This window comes from Brevundimonas sp. (assembly GCF_035626535.1).
In the GTDB taxonomy this organism is placed as follows: domain Bacteria; phylum Pseudomonadota; class Alphaproteobacteria; order Caulobacterales; family Caulobacteraceae; genus Brevundimonas.
This window is the reverse complement of the sequence record NZ_DASPNO010000011.1, coordinates 15,467-29,784: the sequence shown is the minus strand read 5'-3', so window position 1 is coordinate 29,784 and position 14,318 is coordinate 15,467. Positions and strand designations below refer to the sequence as shown.

Here is a 14,318-nt window from a genome sequence, read left to right as displayed (position 1 = left end):
GGTCAGCGCCATCCGGTGTCGCGCGCCTGCGTCTCGGCGGCGGCGTCGAGAGTGTCGCCCGCGATGAGGGCGTCGACCGCGGCCAGCACGGCCGGCGGCGTATCGGCTCCGGCGGTACGGACTTCCGACCCGGACGTATCGAACGGCGCCAGCGCCTGGATCCGCCACTCCCCGTCATGGCGGCAGGCGAGACCTGAAACCCCATCCTCCCCAGCCCGGAAGGTGCGGCACCAGCGGCCGGACCCGTCGCGGAAGGTCAGGCTCACCGCGCGCCCCTCCCCGTCAGCCCCGTCCGCCGACAGGCCGCGCTCCAGCACCCGCACCAGGTCCGCGTCGGCGATTGTCCCGTCCGACGCGACCGTGAAGCCGGCGGACGCACGATCCTGACCGAGCCAGCCGACCGTCAGACCCAGTACGAAACAGGCGGCGGCGGCCCCGGCCCAGACGGGGGCGTAGCGCGGCGAAAAGGCCTCGCGCAGGCCGGCGGCCAGAGCCTCCCACGGCGCCGTCCGGGACGCGCCGGCGGCGATCAGGCGCGCCAGATCGGCGTCGCGTGCATCAGGCGCGGCCGGAAAGGCCTCCCGTGCGAGTGCGCGCAGGCCACGCATCTGCTCCAGCCGCCGGGCCAGTGTCGGATCACCAGCGGCCGCCGCGTCAATGGCTGAGGCCGCCTCAGGGGTGAGCTCTCCGTCGATGCGCCGCATCAGGATTTCGTCGTCGAACGCCTCGGGACCGGTCATGCGCTCACTCCCTGCTCCGTCAGGCTCTGGATCAGGCTCTGCCGCCCCCGCACCAAACGACTGGTGAGGGTGCCGGGGGGAACGTCGAGCACCTTCGCCGCCTCCGCGTAGGACAGGCCTTCGACCAGCACCAGCGCCACGGCGAGGCGCTGATCCTCCGGCAACCGGCGCAGCGCGTCGCGCACGGCCAGGGCGTCGGCGCGCAGGTCCTCGCCGGCCTGTGAGCCGTCGGCGATATTCGGCGTCGCGGCGTCCTCCGGCGCCACAACTCGGCCCCAGCGGGTCTTCGATCGGCCCTGATCGATATGAATCCGTCTCATGATGGTGAAGGCCCAGCTGTCCAGCCTTGTGCCCAGCCGGTAGCCGCCGCGCTTCGCCAGCGCCCGCTCCACAGTGGCCTGCACCAGGTCCTGGGCGTCCGCGTCGGAGCGGCAGACGGCGCGCGCGAAACGGCGCAGCCTTGGCAGTAGCGCCACCAGCTCCGTCTGAAACCCATCCAAGCGTATACTCCGGTCATGGGGATGGAACGTTCGGGCTCGGTCGTTTCATCCATCGTTCGGCCACACCAATGGCCTTGTATGCACCCAACGGAAAGGGCGGAACTCGATAATGGGCAAGCTGGCGGCGATCGCGTGGATGGGGCTGGCGCTGTTGCTGGCAGCCGGGCCGGCCGCGGCGCAGATCGGGCTGCCGGGCGGCCTGCCGGCCGTGCCGGGTCTCCCCCAGGGCGTGCCCGATCGCACGCCGCTCGGTTCGGACCGTCTGCAGGATGGTCTGCGCGGCCGGATTGCCGACGTGCTCGAAGCCCCGGCGCGTCTGACCGGGCTCATCCGACGATCCGATGGTGCGCTGGAAACCGATCCGCTCGGCTGGCCGGTGGTGCGGGCGGAGATCATCGCGATCGATCCCTCCCCGGCGAGCCGACGCATAGCGCTGGAGGCCGGCTTCACTGTATTGCGCGAGGAGCGTCTCGACGATCTCGATCTGACCCTTGTCGTGCTGACGCCGCCGCGGAGACTTTCGCTCCGCCGGGCGGTCGAGCGATTGCGCGAACTCGATCCAGACGCGGTCTATGAGTTCAATCACGTCTACACACCCGCGGGCGAGGTGGAGAGTGTTGCGACCGCGCCCGGATCAAACTCGCCGGCCGCCCCTGCGGCGCAGTCCGGGAGTCTGCGGTTGGGCCTGATCGACACGGGAGTCGACGCCGGCCATCCCACCCTTTCCGGAGTGACGGTCCGCCAACAGGGATTTGCCGGCGAAAGCCGTCCTGGAGCCCACGGCACCGCAGTGGCCTCGCTGCTGGCAGGCCGGTCAGGGGCCTTCGCCGGCTCGGCTCCGGGCGCTGCCCTGTTTGTCGCCGATGTCTATGGCGGATCACCGTCAGGCGGCTCGTCGACAGGGGTTGCACGGGCCTTGGCATGGCTGCTCCAGAACGACGTGCCGGTGGTCAACATCAGTCTCGTCGGCCCACGCAACGCCCTTGTCGAGGCGGCGGTCCGGCGGGCGGCCGCGCGCGGCGTGCTGATCGTCGCGGCGGCGGGGAACGACGGCCCGGCCGCCCCGCCCCTCTATCCGGCCAGCTACTCCGAAGTGATCGGGGTCACCGCCGTCAATGCGAGAGGCCGGGTCCTGCCGGAGGCCGCGCGGGGCCCGCAGGTCGACTTCGCCGCGCCCGGCGCCGACATGGCCGCCGCCGGTCCGGGCGAAGGCTACGTCTCGGTCAGGGGCGCCTCGTTCGCGGCCCCGCTGGTGGCCGGACTGCTGGCCCGCCGGCGAGGTCAGGGCGACGCCGTTCAAAGACTTGCGGCCGAGGCGCGCGACCTGGGCGCCCGGGGGCCGGATCCGATCTACGGCCAGGGACTCGTCGCCGCCGACCTGCGGGTCGATCCCGCCGCGGTCGGCGCGCGAGGACGGCTGTCGCGCTAGATTCGCGTCGAAATTTTCAATGACCGGATGAATCGGCGGCGCCCCGTCGTTGGACCCTGCGAGGGCGTTTTCCGCCCGCTTCACTTCACTGCAGGAGAGACGACATGCGCAAGACCCTGATGCTGATGACCACGGCGGCCTTCTCGGTCGCCCTCGCCGGCGCCGCCAACGCTCAGGTGCTGGGCGGCTCAGGCGGACTTGGAGGCGGACTTGGAGGCGGCTTGGGCGGCCAGGTCGGCGGGCTCGGCGGGATCGGCGGATCCCTGGGCGGCAACGCCACCGGTGGGCTGACGGGCTCCCTCGACGGCTCCTTCGCGCGGGACCGCGTAGACGCCGCGACCGCCCGCGCCGAACGTCTGCGCGCGCGCGCAGAACGCCGAGCCGCCGAGGCTCGCGCGCGCGCCGAGGCGACCGCTGAACAAGCTCGCATGCGCGGAGAAGCCGCCGCCGGTGAGGCCCGCGGCGCTGCAGAGGGCACGGCTACGGGTGCCCTGGGCACGGCCGAGGGAGCTCTTGGCTCCGTTCACGGCTCGGCTTCCGGGGCGCTCGAGGGCTCCGCAGGGCTGGGCATCGACGGTATCGCCGGCGACGCGTCCGGCTCAGGCTCAGGCTCCGGTTCGGGCTCTGCCGGGTCCGCGACCGAACCGCGCAATGATGGCGAGAGCCGACCGGCGCGCCGCAGCCGCCGGGTCGACGCGAACGCGGACGCCTCCGCCAACGGCTCGGCTTCGGCCGACCGCAACGGAGCCTCGGTCAGCGCCGGCGCAGACGCCCGCGGCTCGACCCGGACCCGCCGTGACGACTGATCCGCGGCGTCGCTGACAAACCACCCCCGTCGGTTCCGCCGGCGGGGGTTCGTCGGTCCGGCGACGCCGCCCGAAACGGGCGGTTCAGACCGGCGCCTGTCCCTTCACGACCTCCCCGAAAACGCGGCGGAAGCTGGTGCGTAGCGCCGCGTCCGCCTCGTCCATGGTGGCCGGGACGCCAAGGTCGACCAGGCTGGTGACGCCGTGTTCCTGGATGCCGCAGGGGACGATGCCGGTGAAGTGGGTCAGGTCGGGCTCCACATTCAGGCTGATGCCGTGGAAGCTGACCCATTTGCGGACCTTGACTCCGATGGCGGCGATCTTGTCCTCGCGCGACCAGCCGGGGCCCTTGCGCTCGACCCAGACGCCGACGCGGCCCTCGCGGACGTCGGCGGGGACGCCGAACTCGCCCAAGGCGCCGATGATCCACTGTTCGAGGCCGCGCACGAAGGCGCGCACGTCCTTGCCGCGCCGGTTGAGGTCCAGCATCACATAGACCACCCGTTGGCCGGGCCCGTGATAGGTGAACTGCCCGCCGCGGCCGGTGCGGTGGACCGGGAAACGGCCCGCGTCGAGCAGGTCGCCGTCCTTCGAGGAGACGCCGGCGGTGTAGAGCGGGGGATGCTCCAGCAGCCAGACCAGTTCCGGCGACTCGCCGGCCGCGATGGCCGCGGCGCGGGCCTCCATGGCCTCCACCGCGAAGGGGTAGTCGACATGGCCGCCGGAGACCGCCCATTCGGCGGGGACGCCGTCCTCGCGGAGCAGTTTCGATACGGCCGGGCTTAAGGACTGGGAAAGCATGTTCCCTCCAATGTGGGGATCGGGAGCGCCATGCAACAACCGTCCGTCCAGTCCCAGTCAGCGTCAGAGTACCCCGTGAGCCAGATCGAAGCCGTAGATGTAGAGATTTCGGTCGTCCTGGGACGCTCTGTTCTGCCGATGAGCCAGCTGCTGCGGATGGGCCGCGGGGCGGTGATCCCGCTCGACGCCTCCGAGCACGACGAGGTCTGGATCCTCGCCAACAACCATCCGGTGGCGCGCGGCGAGATCGAGATCCGCGAGGACCGCATCGCCATCACCGTGACCCGCGCGGCTGACGTCTACGACTTCATGGCGGGCGCCGCTTAGGGCCTTGGCATGAGGCCCTCTCTCCGCTATCAGCCCCCCTCCGATGCGAGCGGTCGTGGCGGAATTGGTAGACGCGCAGCGTTGAGGTCGCTGTTCCCTAACCGGAGTGGAAGTTCGAGTCTTCTCGACCGCACCATCGAATTATTGAGGTAAATCAACGGCTTGTGAGCTAAATGTGAGAGGAGGCCCGCGTGAGCAACCCCGCCGACTCCCACATGCCCGCCCCCGTCGATGACGATATCGAACACGTCGCGCTGGACGAGGACTACGTCCTGACGCCGGGCTTCGTCGAGAAGGTCGTCGACGCGTCCGACGCCGGCGACGGGCTGAAGCTGCGCTCGTTGCTGGAAGACCTGCACCCGGCCGATGTGGCCGACCTGATGGGATTCCTGACCTCCGAGCACCGCGCCGTGGTGGTGCTGTGGCTGCCGCCGGACCTGCTGGCCGACACCCTGCCCGAACTGGACGACGGGATCCGCGAGGAGGTGCTGGAGCGTGTCCCGCACCTGACCTTGGCCGAGGCGCTGCAGGAGCTCGACTCCGACGACGCCGCCGCCGTGGTCGAGGATCTCGAGGACGACCAGCGCGAACGGGTGCTGGCGGCCATGCCGGAGGTCGACCGCGCCGCCATCGAGAGCTCGCTGGGCTATGAGGAGGACTCCGCCGGCCGCCTGATGCAGCGCGAGGTCATGGCCGCGCCCGCCTTCTGGAACGTCGGCGACACCATCGACCACATCCGCAAACAGGGCGAGGAGCTGCCCGAGCTTTTCTTCGACATCTATGTCGTCGATCCGCTGAACAAGCCGGTGGGCGGGGTGGCCATCAGCCGCCTGCTGCGCGCGCCGCGGCCGACGCCGCTGACCGAGATCATGGATCCGGTCAACGAGATCACCGTCGACCAGGACCAGGAAGAGGTCGCCTACATCTTCGAGAAATACCACCTGATCTCGGCCCCGGTGACCGACGCCGCCGGGCGTCTCGTGGGGCAGATCACCGTCGACGACATCGTCAACATCATCCAGGAAGAGAACCGCGAGGACATCCTCCGCCTCGCCGGGGTCTCGGACGAGGACCGTGGTTCGAACGTGGGCGAGATCGTGCGCGGCCGGGTGCCCTGGCTGGCCATCAACCTCGCCACCGCCGTGCTGGGCGCCAGCGTCATCGGCTGGTTCGAGGGGACCATCCAGCAGATCGTGGCTCTGGCCGTGCTGATGCCGATCGTCTCGGCCATCGGCGGCAATGCGGGAACCCAGGCCCTGACCGTGACGGTGCGGGCGCTGGCCACTCGCGAGCTGAACAGCTCCAACGCCCCGCGGACCTTCTGGCGCGAGCTGGCGGTCGGGGTGGCCAACGGCTTCGTGCTGGCGCCGCTGATCGGCGTGGCGGCGGGGCTGTGGTCGCAGGACTGGCGCATCGGGGCGGTCATCGCCGCGGCCATGGTGCTGAATCTGATGGTCGCCGCCACGGTCGGGGTGCTGACGCCCCTGACCCTGTCGAAGCTGAAGTTCGACCCGGCCGTGTCCTCGGCGGTGTTCGTGACGGCGACGACGGACTTCTTCGGCTTCCTGATCTTCCTCGGTCTGGCCACGATCGTGCTGCTCTGATCCCGCTGGACCGGCGCGACGTTTGCTGGTTCTCCCATTGAGCGAGCGCTTCCGTCTCGATTTGGGTCATTCCGGTGTCCGACGCGACCACCTCCCGTCTGAAGGTCTCCCGCGAGGGAGTCGTCCTCATCAAGAGCTTCGAGGGCTTCCGGCCGCGCGCGGTGCGGGACGAGGACGGCCGCTGGGTGATCGGCTACGGGCACACGGCTTCGGCCCGCGAGGGCCTGGCGGTCAGCGAACAGGACGCCGAGCTGCTGCTGCAGTACGACCTGCTGCCGGTGGTGAAGGCCCTGAACGAGCGGGTCTCGACCCCGCTCAACCAGCACCAGTTCGACGCCCTGGCCAGTTTCGCCATCTCCGTCGGCGTCGAGCGGTTCCTCGCCTCGGACGTGCTGCAACGGCTCAATGACGGCCAGGCGGGCGAGGCGGCCGACGCCCTGATCGGCTGGCCCGAGGCCACGCCGCCCGACGCCCGCCTGCGTCGCCGCGCCGCCGAGCGGGCCCTGTTCGTCGCCGATCCGGCCATGCCGATGCATCTGGCCGATCTGCTGGCCGCGCCGCTGCCGCCTCCGCCGCTCGAGGAACCCGCCGAAGTGCTGCCGGCGCCCTCCGACGCTCGGGCCGCGGCGGTCGCCGCCCTGCTGGGCGAGACTCCGCCCGCCACCGCGGAGGAACCCGGCTGGGCCGCCGAGCTCACCGGCCCGGCCACCGGACCGGAGACGGCGTTCGAGCCCAAGCCCTTCGAGGCGGCGGCCCCGCCGGTCGCCACCGTTCACCTTCAGCGGTATTCGCCCTATGCCGCCTCCATCGTCGGCCCCCTGCCCGGTTTTCCGACCATCGAGGAGCCTGCGCCCGCGCCGGAACCGGAAGGTGAAGCCGCCGGCGCTCCGCCGGCGGACATCCCGGTCGCAGAGGCCGCAGAGCCCGCACCTGCCGAGCCGGAGCCCACCTGGCCGACTGCCCCGGAGCCCGTGGCGCCGCTTGTGCCGCCGGCTCCGGCAATCTCGCCGTTCCCGCCCATGGAGGAACCGCTGGTGCTGACGCCGGCGACCGAGGCGGACTTCGTCGAAGCCGGCCGCCCCGTCTGGGAGCCCGGCCGGCGCGAAGAGTCGACGGTCCCGGACGAGGAGACCGTGCTGTTCGAGGAGGAGCCGACCCTGTCGGTGCTGCGCCATGAGGTCGAACCGTCCGCGCCGCGCCGCTTCGACTGGAGCGTGACCGGAGCCTTCGTGATCATGGGCCTGACCGGGCTGGCGGCCTGCGCCGCCGCCGCCGCCGCCTTCCGCAAGGCCATGGTGGACGACTCCCAGCTGAACGACTTCATGGTGATCGGCTGGATCCTGGCCGTGATCGGCGTCATCTGCGTCGGCGTCTCGTCGTGGAATCTGTTCGTGCAGTGGGGTCGCCGGGGCTGACTTTGCCAGTCGGGCGGCGCGGTGCTACGCCGCCGCCATGAGCATTCCCAACGCCCCCCAATCGATGGAATTCGGCCTCGGCGAAAACGCCGACATGATCCGCGAAACCACCGCCCGCTGGGCCGCCGACCGCCTCGCGCCGCTGGCTGCCGAGATCGACGAGAAGAACCAGTTCCGCCGCGAGCTGTGGCCCGAGATGGGCGAGCTGGGCCTTCACGGTATCACCGTCGAGGAAGACTACGGCGGCCTCGGCCTCGGCTATCTCGAGCACGTGGTGGCCATGGAGGAGGTCTCGCGCGCCTCGGCCTCGATCGGCCTGTCCTACGGAGCCCACTCCAACCTGTGCGTCAACCAGATCCGCCGCTGGGGCACCGAGGAGCAGAAGCGGAAATACCTGCCCAGGCTGATCTCCGGCGAGCACGTCGGGTCACTGGCCATGTCAGAAGCCGGCTCAGGCTCGGACGTCATGTCGATGCGGACCCAGGCGCGCAAGGAAGGCGACCGCTACGTCCTCAACGGCGCCAAATTCTGGATCACCAACGCGCCTTCGGCCGACACCCTGGTGGTCTATGCCCGCACCGGCGAGGGCAATGGCGGAGTCACCGCCTTTCTGATCGAGCGCGGCATGAAGGGGTTCAGTGTCTCGAAGAAGCTGGACAAGATGGGCATGCGCGGTTCGGACACCGCCGAACTGGTGTTCGAGGACTGCGAGGTCCCGGAAGAGAATGTCATGGGTCCGGTCGGTGGCGGCGCCGGGGTGCTGATGAGCGGCCTCGACTACGAGCGGGCGGTGCTGTCGGCGGGCCCGCTGGGGATCATGCAGGCGGCGCTGGACGTGGTCCTGCCCTACGTCCGCGAGCGCAGGCAGTTCGGCAAGGCGATCGGCAGCTTCCAGCTGATGCAGGCCAAGGTCGCCGACATGTATGTGGCCCTGAACAGCGCCCGCGCCTACGTCTATGCGGTGGCGCGCGCCTGCGACGCCGGCAAGACCACCCGCTACGACGCCGCGGGCGCGATCCTGCTGGCCTCTGAGAATGCGGTGAAAGTCAGCCTCGAGGCCGTGCAGGCGCTGGGCGGCGCCGGCTATACGAAGGAATGGCCGGTCGAGCGCCTGGTCCGCGACGCCAAGCTCTACGACATCGGCGCGGGGACGAACGAGATCCGCCGCTTCCTGATCGGCCGGGAGTTGCTGGGCAGCTGACGTCCTGGCCTGTGCGCTCCCAGAGACCGGCGGCCGCGATCATCGCGCCGGCCAGGATGAGGAGATCGAGCTTGCTCACGTCGTGCGCGTAGCGGCAGGCGCACAAGGCTGTATCGAACGATATGGCTGACGGAGGCGATCCGCAGGCGGCATGCCTCAGCCGGCCGGCGGCTCCGCCGGGCAGTCGCCGAGCCGCTCGGCGTTCATCACCATCGACACTTCGGCCATCGACGGGGTCGGAGCGGGGGTCATCGTGCTCTTCACCTCCATCGTATAGTTGCGGGTGTAGTCGCCGGTGACGCGGGTGTCGGTGACGGTGCGCACGCCGTCCGCCGAGGTGCAGACCATGTGGCTGACCATGGCGTCGCCTTCGCGGCGGAACGACTGTGAGTCGCAGGTCATCCCCGGAGAGTGCGGCGCAGCCCCCGCGGGCGGCTCGAATTTCGCCTCGCGGATGCAGGTTTCGATCGGCGGCGGCTCCATTCCGGCCGGTAACCCCGACATCCGGGTGGTCACGCGCCAGAGCCCGGGCGTGGGCCCCTTGGGCATATCCGCGCCGGCCGCCTTCCCCGTCGCGCTCCCGGCTTTTTCGGCGGCCGAGCCGTTTTCACCCGGCCCGCAGGATGCGAGCGACAGGGCGGCCAGCCCCGAAACGATCATGATGGTGCGCATGTCGGTCCTCCACCCAAGGCTCCTGCCCTAGCATAATTCGCCGTCCCGGCAGAACGCTGGCGAACGCCGCGGGGAACCGGTGGCGGACCGCGGCGGTTCGCCAGACAGGAGAAATGGAGACACCCCATGCCCGCCAAATCCGCCGCCCAGCAGAAGGCCGCCGGGGCCGCCCTGTCCGCCAAGCGCGGAGACACCCCCAAGTCCGAGCTCAAGGGCGCCTCGAAATCGATGATGTCGATGAGCGAGAAGGAGCTCGAGAAGATGGCGCACACCAAGCGCAAGGGCAAACCCGAGCACGTGAAGCACTGAGCGCCGCGCGCCAACCGGGATGACCGCCGGCGTCCGCCCCGCTAGCGTCGGCGCATGACGCTGATCCAGACGTCGACGGGCCGGCCGCGCGCCTTTTCGGAGGTGGTTGAGAAGCTCGGCGAACGCGGCGGCGAAAAGCTGTGCCTGGGCGAGGTGGTGGAGGCGTTCGGGGACCGCGCTTTCGGGCCGGTGATGTTCTTCTTCGCCCTGATCAATATGATGCCGTGGCCGCCCGGCGGGACCACCCTGACCGGTGCGCCGCTGTTGCTGCTATCGATGGAGCTGGCCTGGGGCCGCGACGCGCTCTGGATCCCGCGCTGGACGGAGCGGACGGCGGTGAAGCGGGCGACTTTCCGTCGGCTGAGCGCGCGGTTCCGGCGCGGGCTGAGGCTGACCGAGCGCCTGTCCCGGCCACGGATGCATTTCCTGACCGGACCGTTCGGTCAGGGGCTGATCGGCCTCGCCTGCGTCTTCCTGTCGGTGGTGCTGGTGCTGCCGATCTGGGGCGCCAATCTGTTGCCGGCGGTGGCGGTCGGCTTCTTCTCGCTCGGCGTGATGCAGCGGGACGGCCTCGCAGTCATTATCGGCTGGCTGCTGACGGGAGCGACGGTCGCGGTGCTGTTTCTCGCCTGGCGGCTGATCGTGGCCAGCTTCACCCACGGCACGGAGTGGATCGGCCGGATCGTCTGACGCCGCATGGATGTTTGTTAAGTGGCGCGCGCTCACGGTCCCACCTAGATCGGAAGAACCCCGTCGCACGAGTCCTTGCAGCCGCCCATGCCCGACTACGACTACCAGAGCGACACCCGGCCCTTCTCGCAGGTGCTGGAAGACATCGGGGCCAAGGACGATCCCAAGCTGTATCTCGGCGAGCTGGTCAACGCCTTCGGCGAGCGGGGCTTCGGCGCCCTGATGCTGTTCTTCGGGCTGATGAACATCGCGATCGGCATCATCCCGGGAACGACCACGATCCTCGGCGCGCCCCTGCTGCTGATGGGCCTGCAGCTGATGACCCGGCAGGACCAGCTCTGGCTGCCGAAATGGGCGCTGAAGCGGTCGATCGAACGGGCGGCCTACCGGACGGGCGTCGAGGCGGTCCTGCCGCGGGTCCGGCGAGTGGAGCGGCTGTCGAAGCCGCGCCTGTCGATTATGACCAGCCCGGTGTTCGAGATGCTGATCGGCGTCGCCACGGTGGTGCTGGCCTTCATCCTGGTCCTGCCGATCTGGGGCGGCAACCTCGTGCCGGCCCTGATCATCTCCACCTTCGGCTTCGGCCTGATGCAGCGGGACGGACTGGTCGTGCTGGTCGGATGGCTGGGCGTGGCCGGCGTCTGTGTTTTCGTCTGGGTAGCCTGGGAGCTGGTCAGCCGCGCCTTCCTGGCGGTCTATCAGATGTTTGGCCTGGGCTGACCGGCGAAGGCCGACTGACCAGCCCGGACTTCCGGCCACACCGTCATCAGAACCGATGACGCGGCCCGGGCGAGGCCGCGCTTTCCTCCGCTCGAACCCGGACGGGACCGGACCGATGTCGATCGGGCCGCCGTCCGGACTGCTGAACCGAGGAGACCCCGTGATGAACCGCGCCCTGATGTTCGCCGCCGTGCTGCCGTTGATCGGCGCAACGTCCGCCCTCGCGCAGGACCCGCCCGTTCCGGCGCAGACCCCCGACGCCACACGGCTGAACGAGCTGGAGAGCCAGTATTCGGATGTGATGAACGAGGCGAACCAGCTGGGCAGCGGGCGCACCATCGACGAGTCCATCCGCTTCTCGACCAACCGGCAGGGCCAGCTGCGGGTCGATCTCGAGCGCCTCGAGGAAGCGATCCGGCGGCAGGGCGGCACGATCGAGGAGCTGAACGCGGCGCGTCAGCGCTTCGAGAACGAATCCGTCTTCGGGCTGCGCGAGGCCGGCGAGGAGATCACCGAGGAGGCCGCGACGCACGCCGTCACCCAGGGTTTCTCGGTGGTGTTCCGGCGCGTGCTGGGAGTGGCGACCCTTGTCGGCGACGTCATCACCTACGGCGGCCGCAAGATCATCAAGGAGCTGAATGTCAACGACATGGAGGACCTGGTCGCGCAGGGCCGCCTCCAGCTCCGCGACATGTACGACATGTATTCGGTGATGAACGCCGAACTCGTCGCTGAAATCCGCGCCCAGCGGCGGCTTCGCGAGCTTCAGCCGCAACAGAGGGCCCTGTTCGAACAATCGCCGAGGAACGCGCCCGGCTCGATCTGCTGGGCACGCCGGCGACCCGCCGCGCGGTGCTGCGGCGCGATACGGACGCCGCCGGCGACGCGGCTCTGCAGCGCGAATCCGACCGCGGATCGGGTCGGGGCGTTCGCCTGTCGGACCCAGCCGAGGACGCCCGCCGCCAGGAAGAACTGCGGCGCGGCGGGCGCGGCGTCACGCCCGTGTCCATGGCCCCGGGGTTCGGCGGCGCCGGCGACGGGATGACGGCCGTCGCGCATGTCGGCTTCGGCGATCTCGATGCGCAGACCTGGGCCGGGGCCGGCTTCCAGCGCCCCAACGGAGAACCCGAGTCGTTCGCCGGCCGCAACGCCGACGCCATCCGCATGCACACCCTCGGCCTGGTGCTGTTTCCGCTGGCGTGGCGCGAGTGGCTGATCTCCGGCAGCGTGCTCTACGGCGAAGGCGACGAGCGGTCGCAGGGGCGGGTGCCGGACGGAACGGGGATCGACACCGGCTTCGTCTACGGCGACTTCTCGCCGGGCGGCTCGACCGGGCTGAACATCGCCGATCGCGGTCTGGACTGGATCGCCGAAACCGACGCGGTCGCGCTGAACCTCAAACTCAAGGCGGTTTGGCAGGCTTCGGGACCGGTGACCTGGTTCCTGTTCGCCGACTATCTGAACAACCGGCGGCGCTACGACAGCGCCGCGATGGCCGAGGTGTTCGGCGAGACCCTGACCCAGGAGCGGAGCCAGAAATTGGTCGATGACTTCGTCGGCGGCGGGTCGGCCTGCAGCTCGAGCAGCGCGCCGGTCCGGTGTTCCTCGGAGGCTGGACGTCGGCGGGCCTGTTCCACCGCTCTTCCGAGCTGACGGCATGGGAGCGCAACGTCTGCGCCCTGTGCGGGCCGCAGGACGCGGACTTCACGCTGAATTTCGACGACAGCGACGACGGCGTGACCTGGATCGCCGCCGCGGGGCTGTTCGCGGCGATACCGCTGTCGGAGAATGTCGCGGTCGGAGTCGGCGTCGACGCCGCCCATTTCGACGAGGTGGGGGCCGTGTTCAATCCCAGCTCAGGAGACCAGTCTTCGTCGACGGCCTGTCGACCGGACTGACCACTACCGACGCCACGGTGTACAATTTCCGGGTGGGTCTGCGGCTCACCTTCTAGGCGGTTCGCACGAGCGGGGTTCCGCGAGGCGCCGGAGGGCGAACCCTCCGACGCCTGCGAGAACCGGAAACAATCAGTTGCGGAACAGCGACATGACCAGCTGCGGAGTCTGGTTGGCGATGCCCAGCGCCTGAACCCCGAGCTGCTGCTTCGTCTGCAGGGCCTGGAGCTTGGCGCTTTCCTTCGCCAGATCGGCGTCGACCAGGTTGCCCACCCCCGACTCCAGCGCGTCCGACAGCTTGCCGACGAACGTGATGTGGGTCGAGAGCGCCTTCGACTTCGTGCCCAGACGCGCGAGCGCGCCTGAAACGGCGTCGATGGAGTTGCTGACGGCCGTAAGCGAGGCCGTCGCCTTGGTCAGGGTCTCGATCGACTGGGTGGTGGCGACGGATACCGTCGTGCTGCCCAGGGCCATGACTTCCGCGCCGACCGTCAGCGTGGACGTACCCTGCGCATTGGCCAGGGCCTGGAAACCGGTGGCGGCGGTCTTCAGCAGGTTGATCCCGTTGAATTCAGCGTTGCCGGTGACCGAGGCGATCTGGTCGCGCAGAGCCTTGAAGTCCTCATTGAGGGCCGTGCGGGCCGAGGTCGTGAGCGACGCGTCGGTCGCCGCCAGTGCCTTCTCCTTCATCTGCAGCAAGAGGTCGGAGACCGTCTCGCCCGCCGCAAGCGCCACATCGACCGCGGCGACGCCACGATCGAGAGACTGTTTCACCGCGTTCAGCGCCCCGATTTCGGCACGTTGGCCCTGGGCGATAGCCCAGATGGCCCCGTTGTCCTTGGCGCTGGAGACCGTTTTCCCGGTGTTGATCCGGTTCTGCGTCGTCGCCAGCTGGGCGTTGGTCGCGTTCAGGTTCTGGAGCGCGATCATCGCGCCCACGTTGGTGTTGACCGACATAACCATCGGCAGTCCTTCCATTCTGGTCGGTGGGAACGGCCTTCTGGCCGCGGAACCGGTTCTGGTTCGCGCACGCCCACGCAAGGATCGGGCCGACGAGAACCTCGTCCAAGTCATTGATTTTCTTACATGGCTAATCCGGCGCGAGACCGCGAACCCGGCAGATTTGTCCGGCGCTGCGATCGCCTGACCGACCGCCGGGCGTTCGTTTCCGGGCCCGCGGCGTCCCGTCGGTCCAACATGATCGTTGTT

17 protein-coding genes and 1 tRNA gene are annotated in these 14,318 nt (G+C 69.6%); 13 read left to right on the top strand and 5 right to left on the bottom strand.

The genetic code is table 11. The annotated features are described in order from the left end of the window. Window positions 1-2: 2 nt before the first annotated feature. Window positions 3-740 carry a hypothetical protein gene (locus VEC04_RS01060; RefSeq protein WP_324772954.1) on the bottom strand — a complete coding sequence of 246 codons (738 nt, stop codon included), beginning with the start codon at window positions 738-740 and terminating at the stop codon, window positions 3-5. Next, window positions 737-1,240, bottom strand: coding sequence for an RNA polymerase sigma factor (locus VEC04_RS01055; protein WP_324772952.1), 504 nt, complete (start codon window positions 1,238-1,240; stop codon window positions 737-739). Before VEC04_RS01055 ends, VEC04_RS01060 begins: the two co-directional genes overlap by 4 nt. Window positions 1,241-1,349: 109 nt before the next feature. Between VEC04_RS01055 and VEC04_RS01050 the strand changes: the two genes are divergently transcribed. Together VEC04_RS01050 and VEC04_RS01045 are read left to right on the top strand one after the other, a co-directional pair. Next, a complete protein-coding gene (locus tag VEC04_RS01050) occupies window positions 1,350-2,669 on the top strand; it encodes a S8 family serine peptidase (protein ID WP_324772950.1) in 1,320 nt (439 codons plus the stop codon). Between the two features lie 104 nt (window positions 2,670-2,773). Beyond that, complete coding sequence (locus VEC04_RS01045; RefSeq protein WP_324772948.1) at window positions 2,774-3,475, top strand: hypothetical protein; 702 nt, start codon at window positions 2,774-2,776, stop codon at window positions 3,473-3,475. 84 nt (window positions 3,476-3,559) lie between these two features. Here VEC04_RS01045 and lipB read toward each other — a convergent pair whose 3' ends face one another. Further along, window positions 3,560-4,276, bottom strand: coding sequence for a lipoyl(octanoyl) transferase LipB (lipB, locus tag VEC04_RS01040; protein ID WP_324772946.1), 717 nt, complete (start codon window positions 4,274-4,276; stop codon window positions 3,560-3,562). Window positions 4,277-4,306: 30 nt separating this feature from the next. Here lipB and VEC04_RS01035 point away from each other — a divergent pair, with 30 nt between their 5' ends. From VEC04_RS01035 to VEC04_RS01015, 5 genes are all read left to right on the top strand, one after another. Beyond that, a complete protein-coding gene (locus tag VEC04_RS01035; protein ID WP_414642628.1) occupies window positions 4,307-4,603 on the top strand; it encodes a FliM/FliN family flagellar motor switch protein in 297 nt (98 codons plus the stop codon). 49 nt (window positions 4,604-4,652) lie between these two features. Continuing rightward, window positions 4,653-4,739 (top strand) — tRNA-Leu (locus VEC04_RS01030). 79 nt (window positions 4,740-4,818) lie between these two features. Beyond that, on the top strand, window positions 4,819-6,207 hold the full coding sequence (gene mgtE, locus VEC04_RS01025) for a magnesium transporter (RefSeq protein WP_324772958.1): 1,389 nt from the start codon (window positions 4,819-4,821) through the stop codon (window positions 6,205-6,207). A 74-nt stretch (window positions 6,208-6,281) separates the two neighbouring features. Further along, on the top strand, window positions 6,282-7,622 hold the full coding sequence (locus tag VEC04_RS01020) for a lysozyme (protein ID WP_324772941.1): 1,341 nt from the start codon (window positions 6,282-6,284) through the stop codon (window positions 7,620-7,622). 37 nt (window positions 7,623-7,659) lie between these two features. Next, window positions 7,660-8,823: an isovaleryl-CoA dehydrogenase gene (locus tag VEC04_RS01015; RefSeq protein WP_324772939.1), complete on the top strand. Its 1,164-nt coding sequence runs from the start codon at window positions 7,660-7,662 to the stop codon at window positions 8,821-8,823. 156 nt (window positions 8,824-8,979) lie between these two features. On the opposite strand, the gene VEC04_RS01010 is transcribed toward VEC04_RS01015, so the two are convergent. Further along, on the bottom strand, window positions 8,980-9,495 hold the full coding sequence (locus VEC04_RS01010; RefSeq protein ID WP_324772937.1) for a DUF3617 domain-containing protein: 516 nt from the start codon (window positions 9,493-9,495) through the stop codon (window positions 8,980-8,982). A 126-nt stretch (window positions 9,496-9,621) separates the two neighbouring features. Between VEC04_RS01010 and VEC04_RS01005 the strand changes: the two genes are divergently transcribed. From VEC04_RS01005 to VEC04_RS00980, 6 genes are all read left to right on the top strand, one after another. Next, the gene (locus VEC04_RS01005) at window positions 9,622-9,804 is read left to right on the top strand and encodes a DUF3008 family protein (protein WP_324772935.1); all 183 of its coding nucleotides are present in this window, start codon (window positions 9,622-9,624) and stop codon (window positions 9,802-9,804) included. A 54-nt stretch (window positions 9,805-9,858) separates the two neighbouring features. Then, window positions 9,859-10,494: an exopolysaccharide biosynthesis protein gene (locus VEC04_RS01000; RefSeq protein ID WP_324772933.1), complete on the top strand. Its 636-nt coding sequence runs from the start codon at window positions 9,859-9,861 to the stop codon at window positions 10,492-10,494. A gap of 87 nt (window positions 10,495-10,581) precedes the next feature. Next, window positions 10,582-11,214 (top strand): exopolysaccharide biosynthesis protein, encoded by a 633-nt coding sequence (locus tag VEC04_RS00995; protein WP_324772931.1) that lies wholly within the window; start codon window positions 10,582-10,584, stop codon window positions 11,212-11,214. A gap of 163 nt (window positions 11,215-11,377) precedes the next feature. Continuing rightward, window positions 11,378-12,259, top strand: coding sequence for a hypothetical protein (locus VEC04_RS00990; protein WP_324772929.1), 882 nt, complete (start codon window positions 11,378-11,380; stop codon window positions 12,257-12,259). After that, window positions 12,256-12,867: a hypothetical protein gene (locus VEC04_RS00985; RefSeq protein WP_324772927.1), complete on the top strand. Its 612-nt coding sequence runs from the start codon at window positions 12,256-12,258 to the stop codon at window positions 12,865-12,867. The genes VEC04_RS00990 and VEC04_RS00985 overlap by 4 nt, the downstream gene beginning before the upstream one ends. Further along, window positions 12,813-13,112: a hypothetical protein gene (locus VEC04_RS00980; RefSeq protein WP_324772925.1), complete on the top strand. Its 300-nt coding sequence runs from the start codon at window positions 12,813-12,815 to the stop codon at window positions 13,110-13,112. The genes VEC04_RS00985 and VEC04_RS00980 overlap by 55 nt, the downstream gene beginning before the upstream one ends. 129 nt (window positions 13,113-13,241) lie before the next feature. On the opposite strand, the gene VEC04_RS00975 is transcribed toward VEC04_RS00980, so the two are convergent. Further along, a complete protein-coding gene (locus VEC04_RS00975) occupies window positions 13,242-14,072 on the bottom strand; it encodes a flagellin (protein WP_324772923.1) in 831 nt (276 codons plus the stop codon). Window positions 14,073-14,318 lie beyond the last annotated feature (246 nt).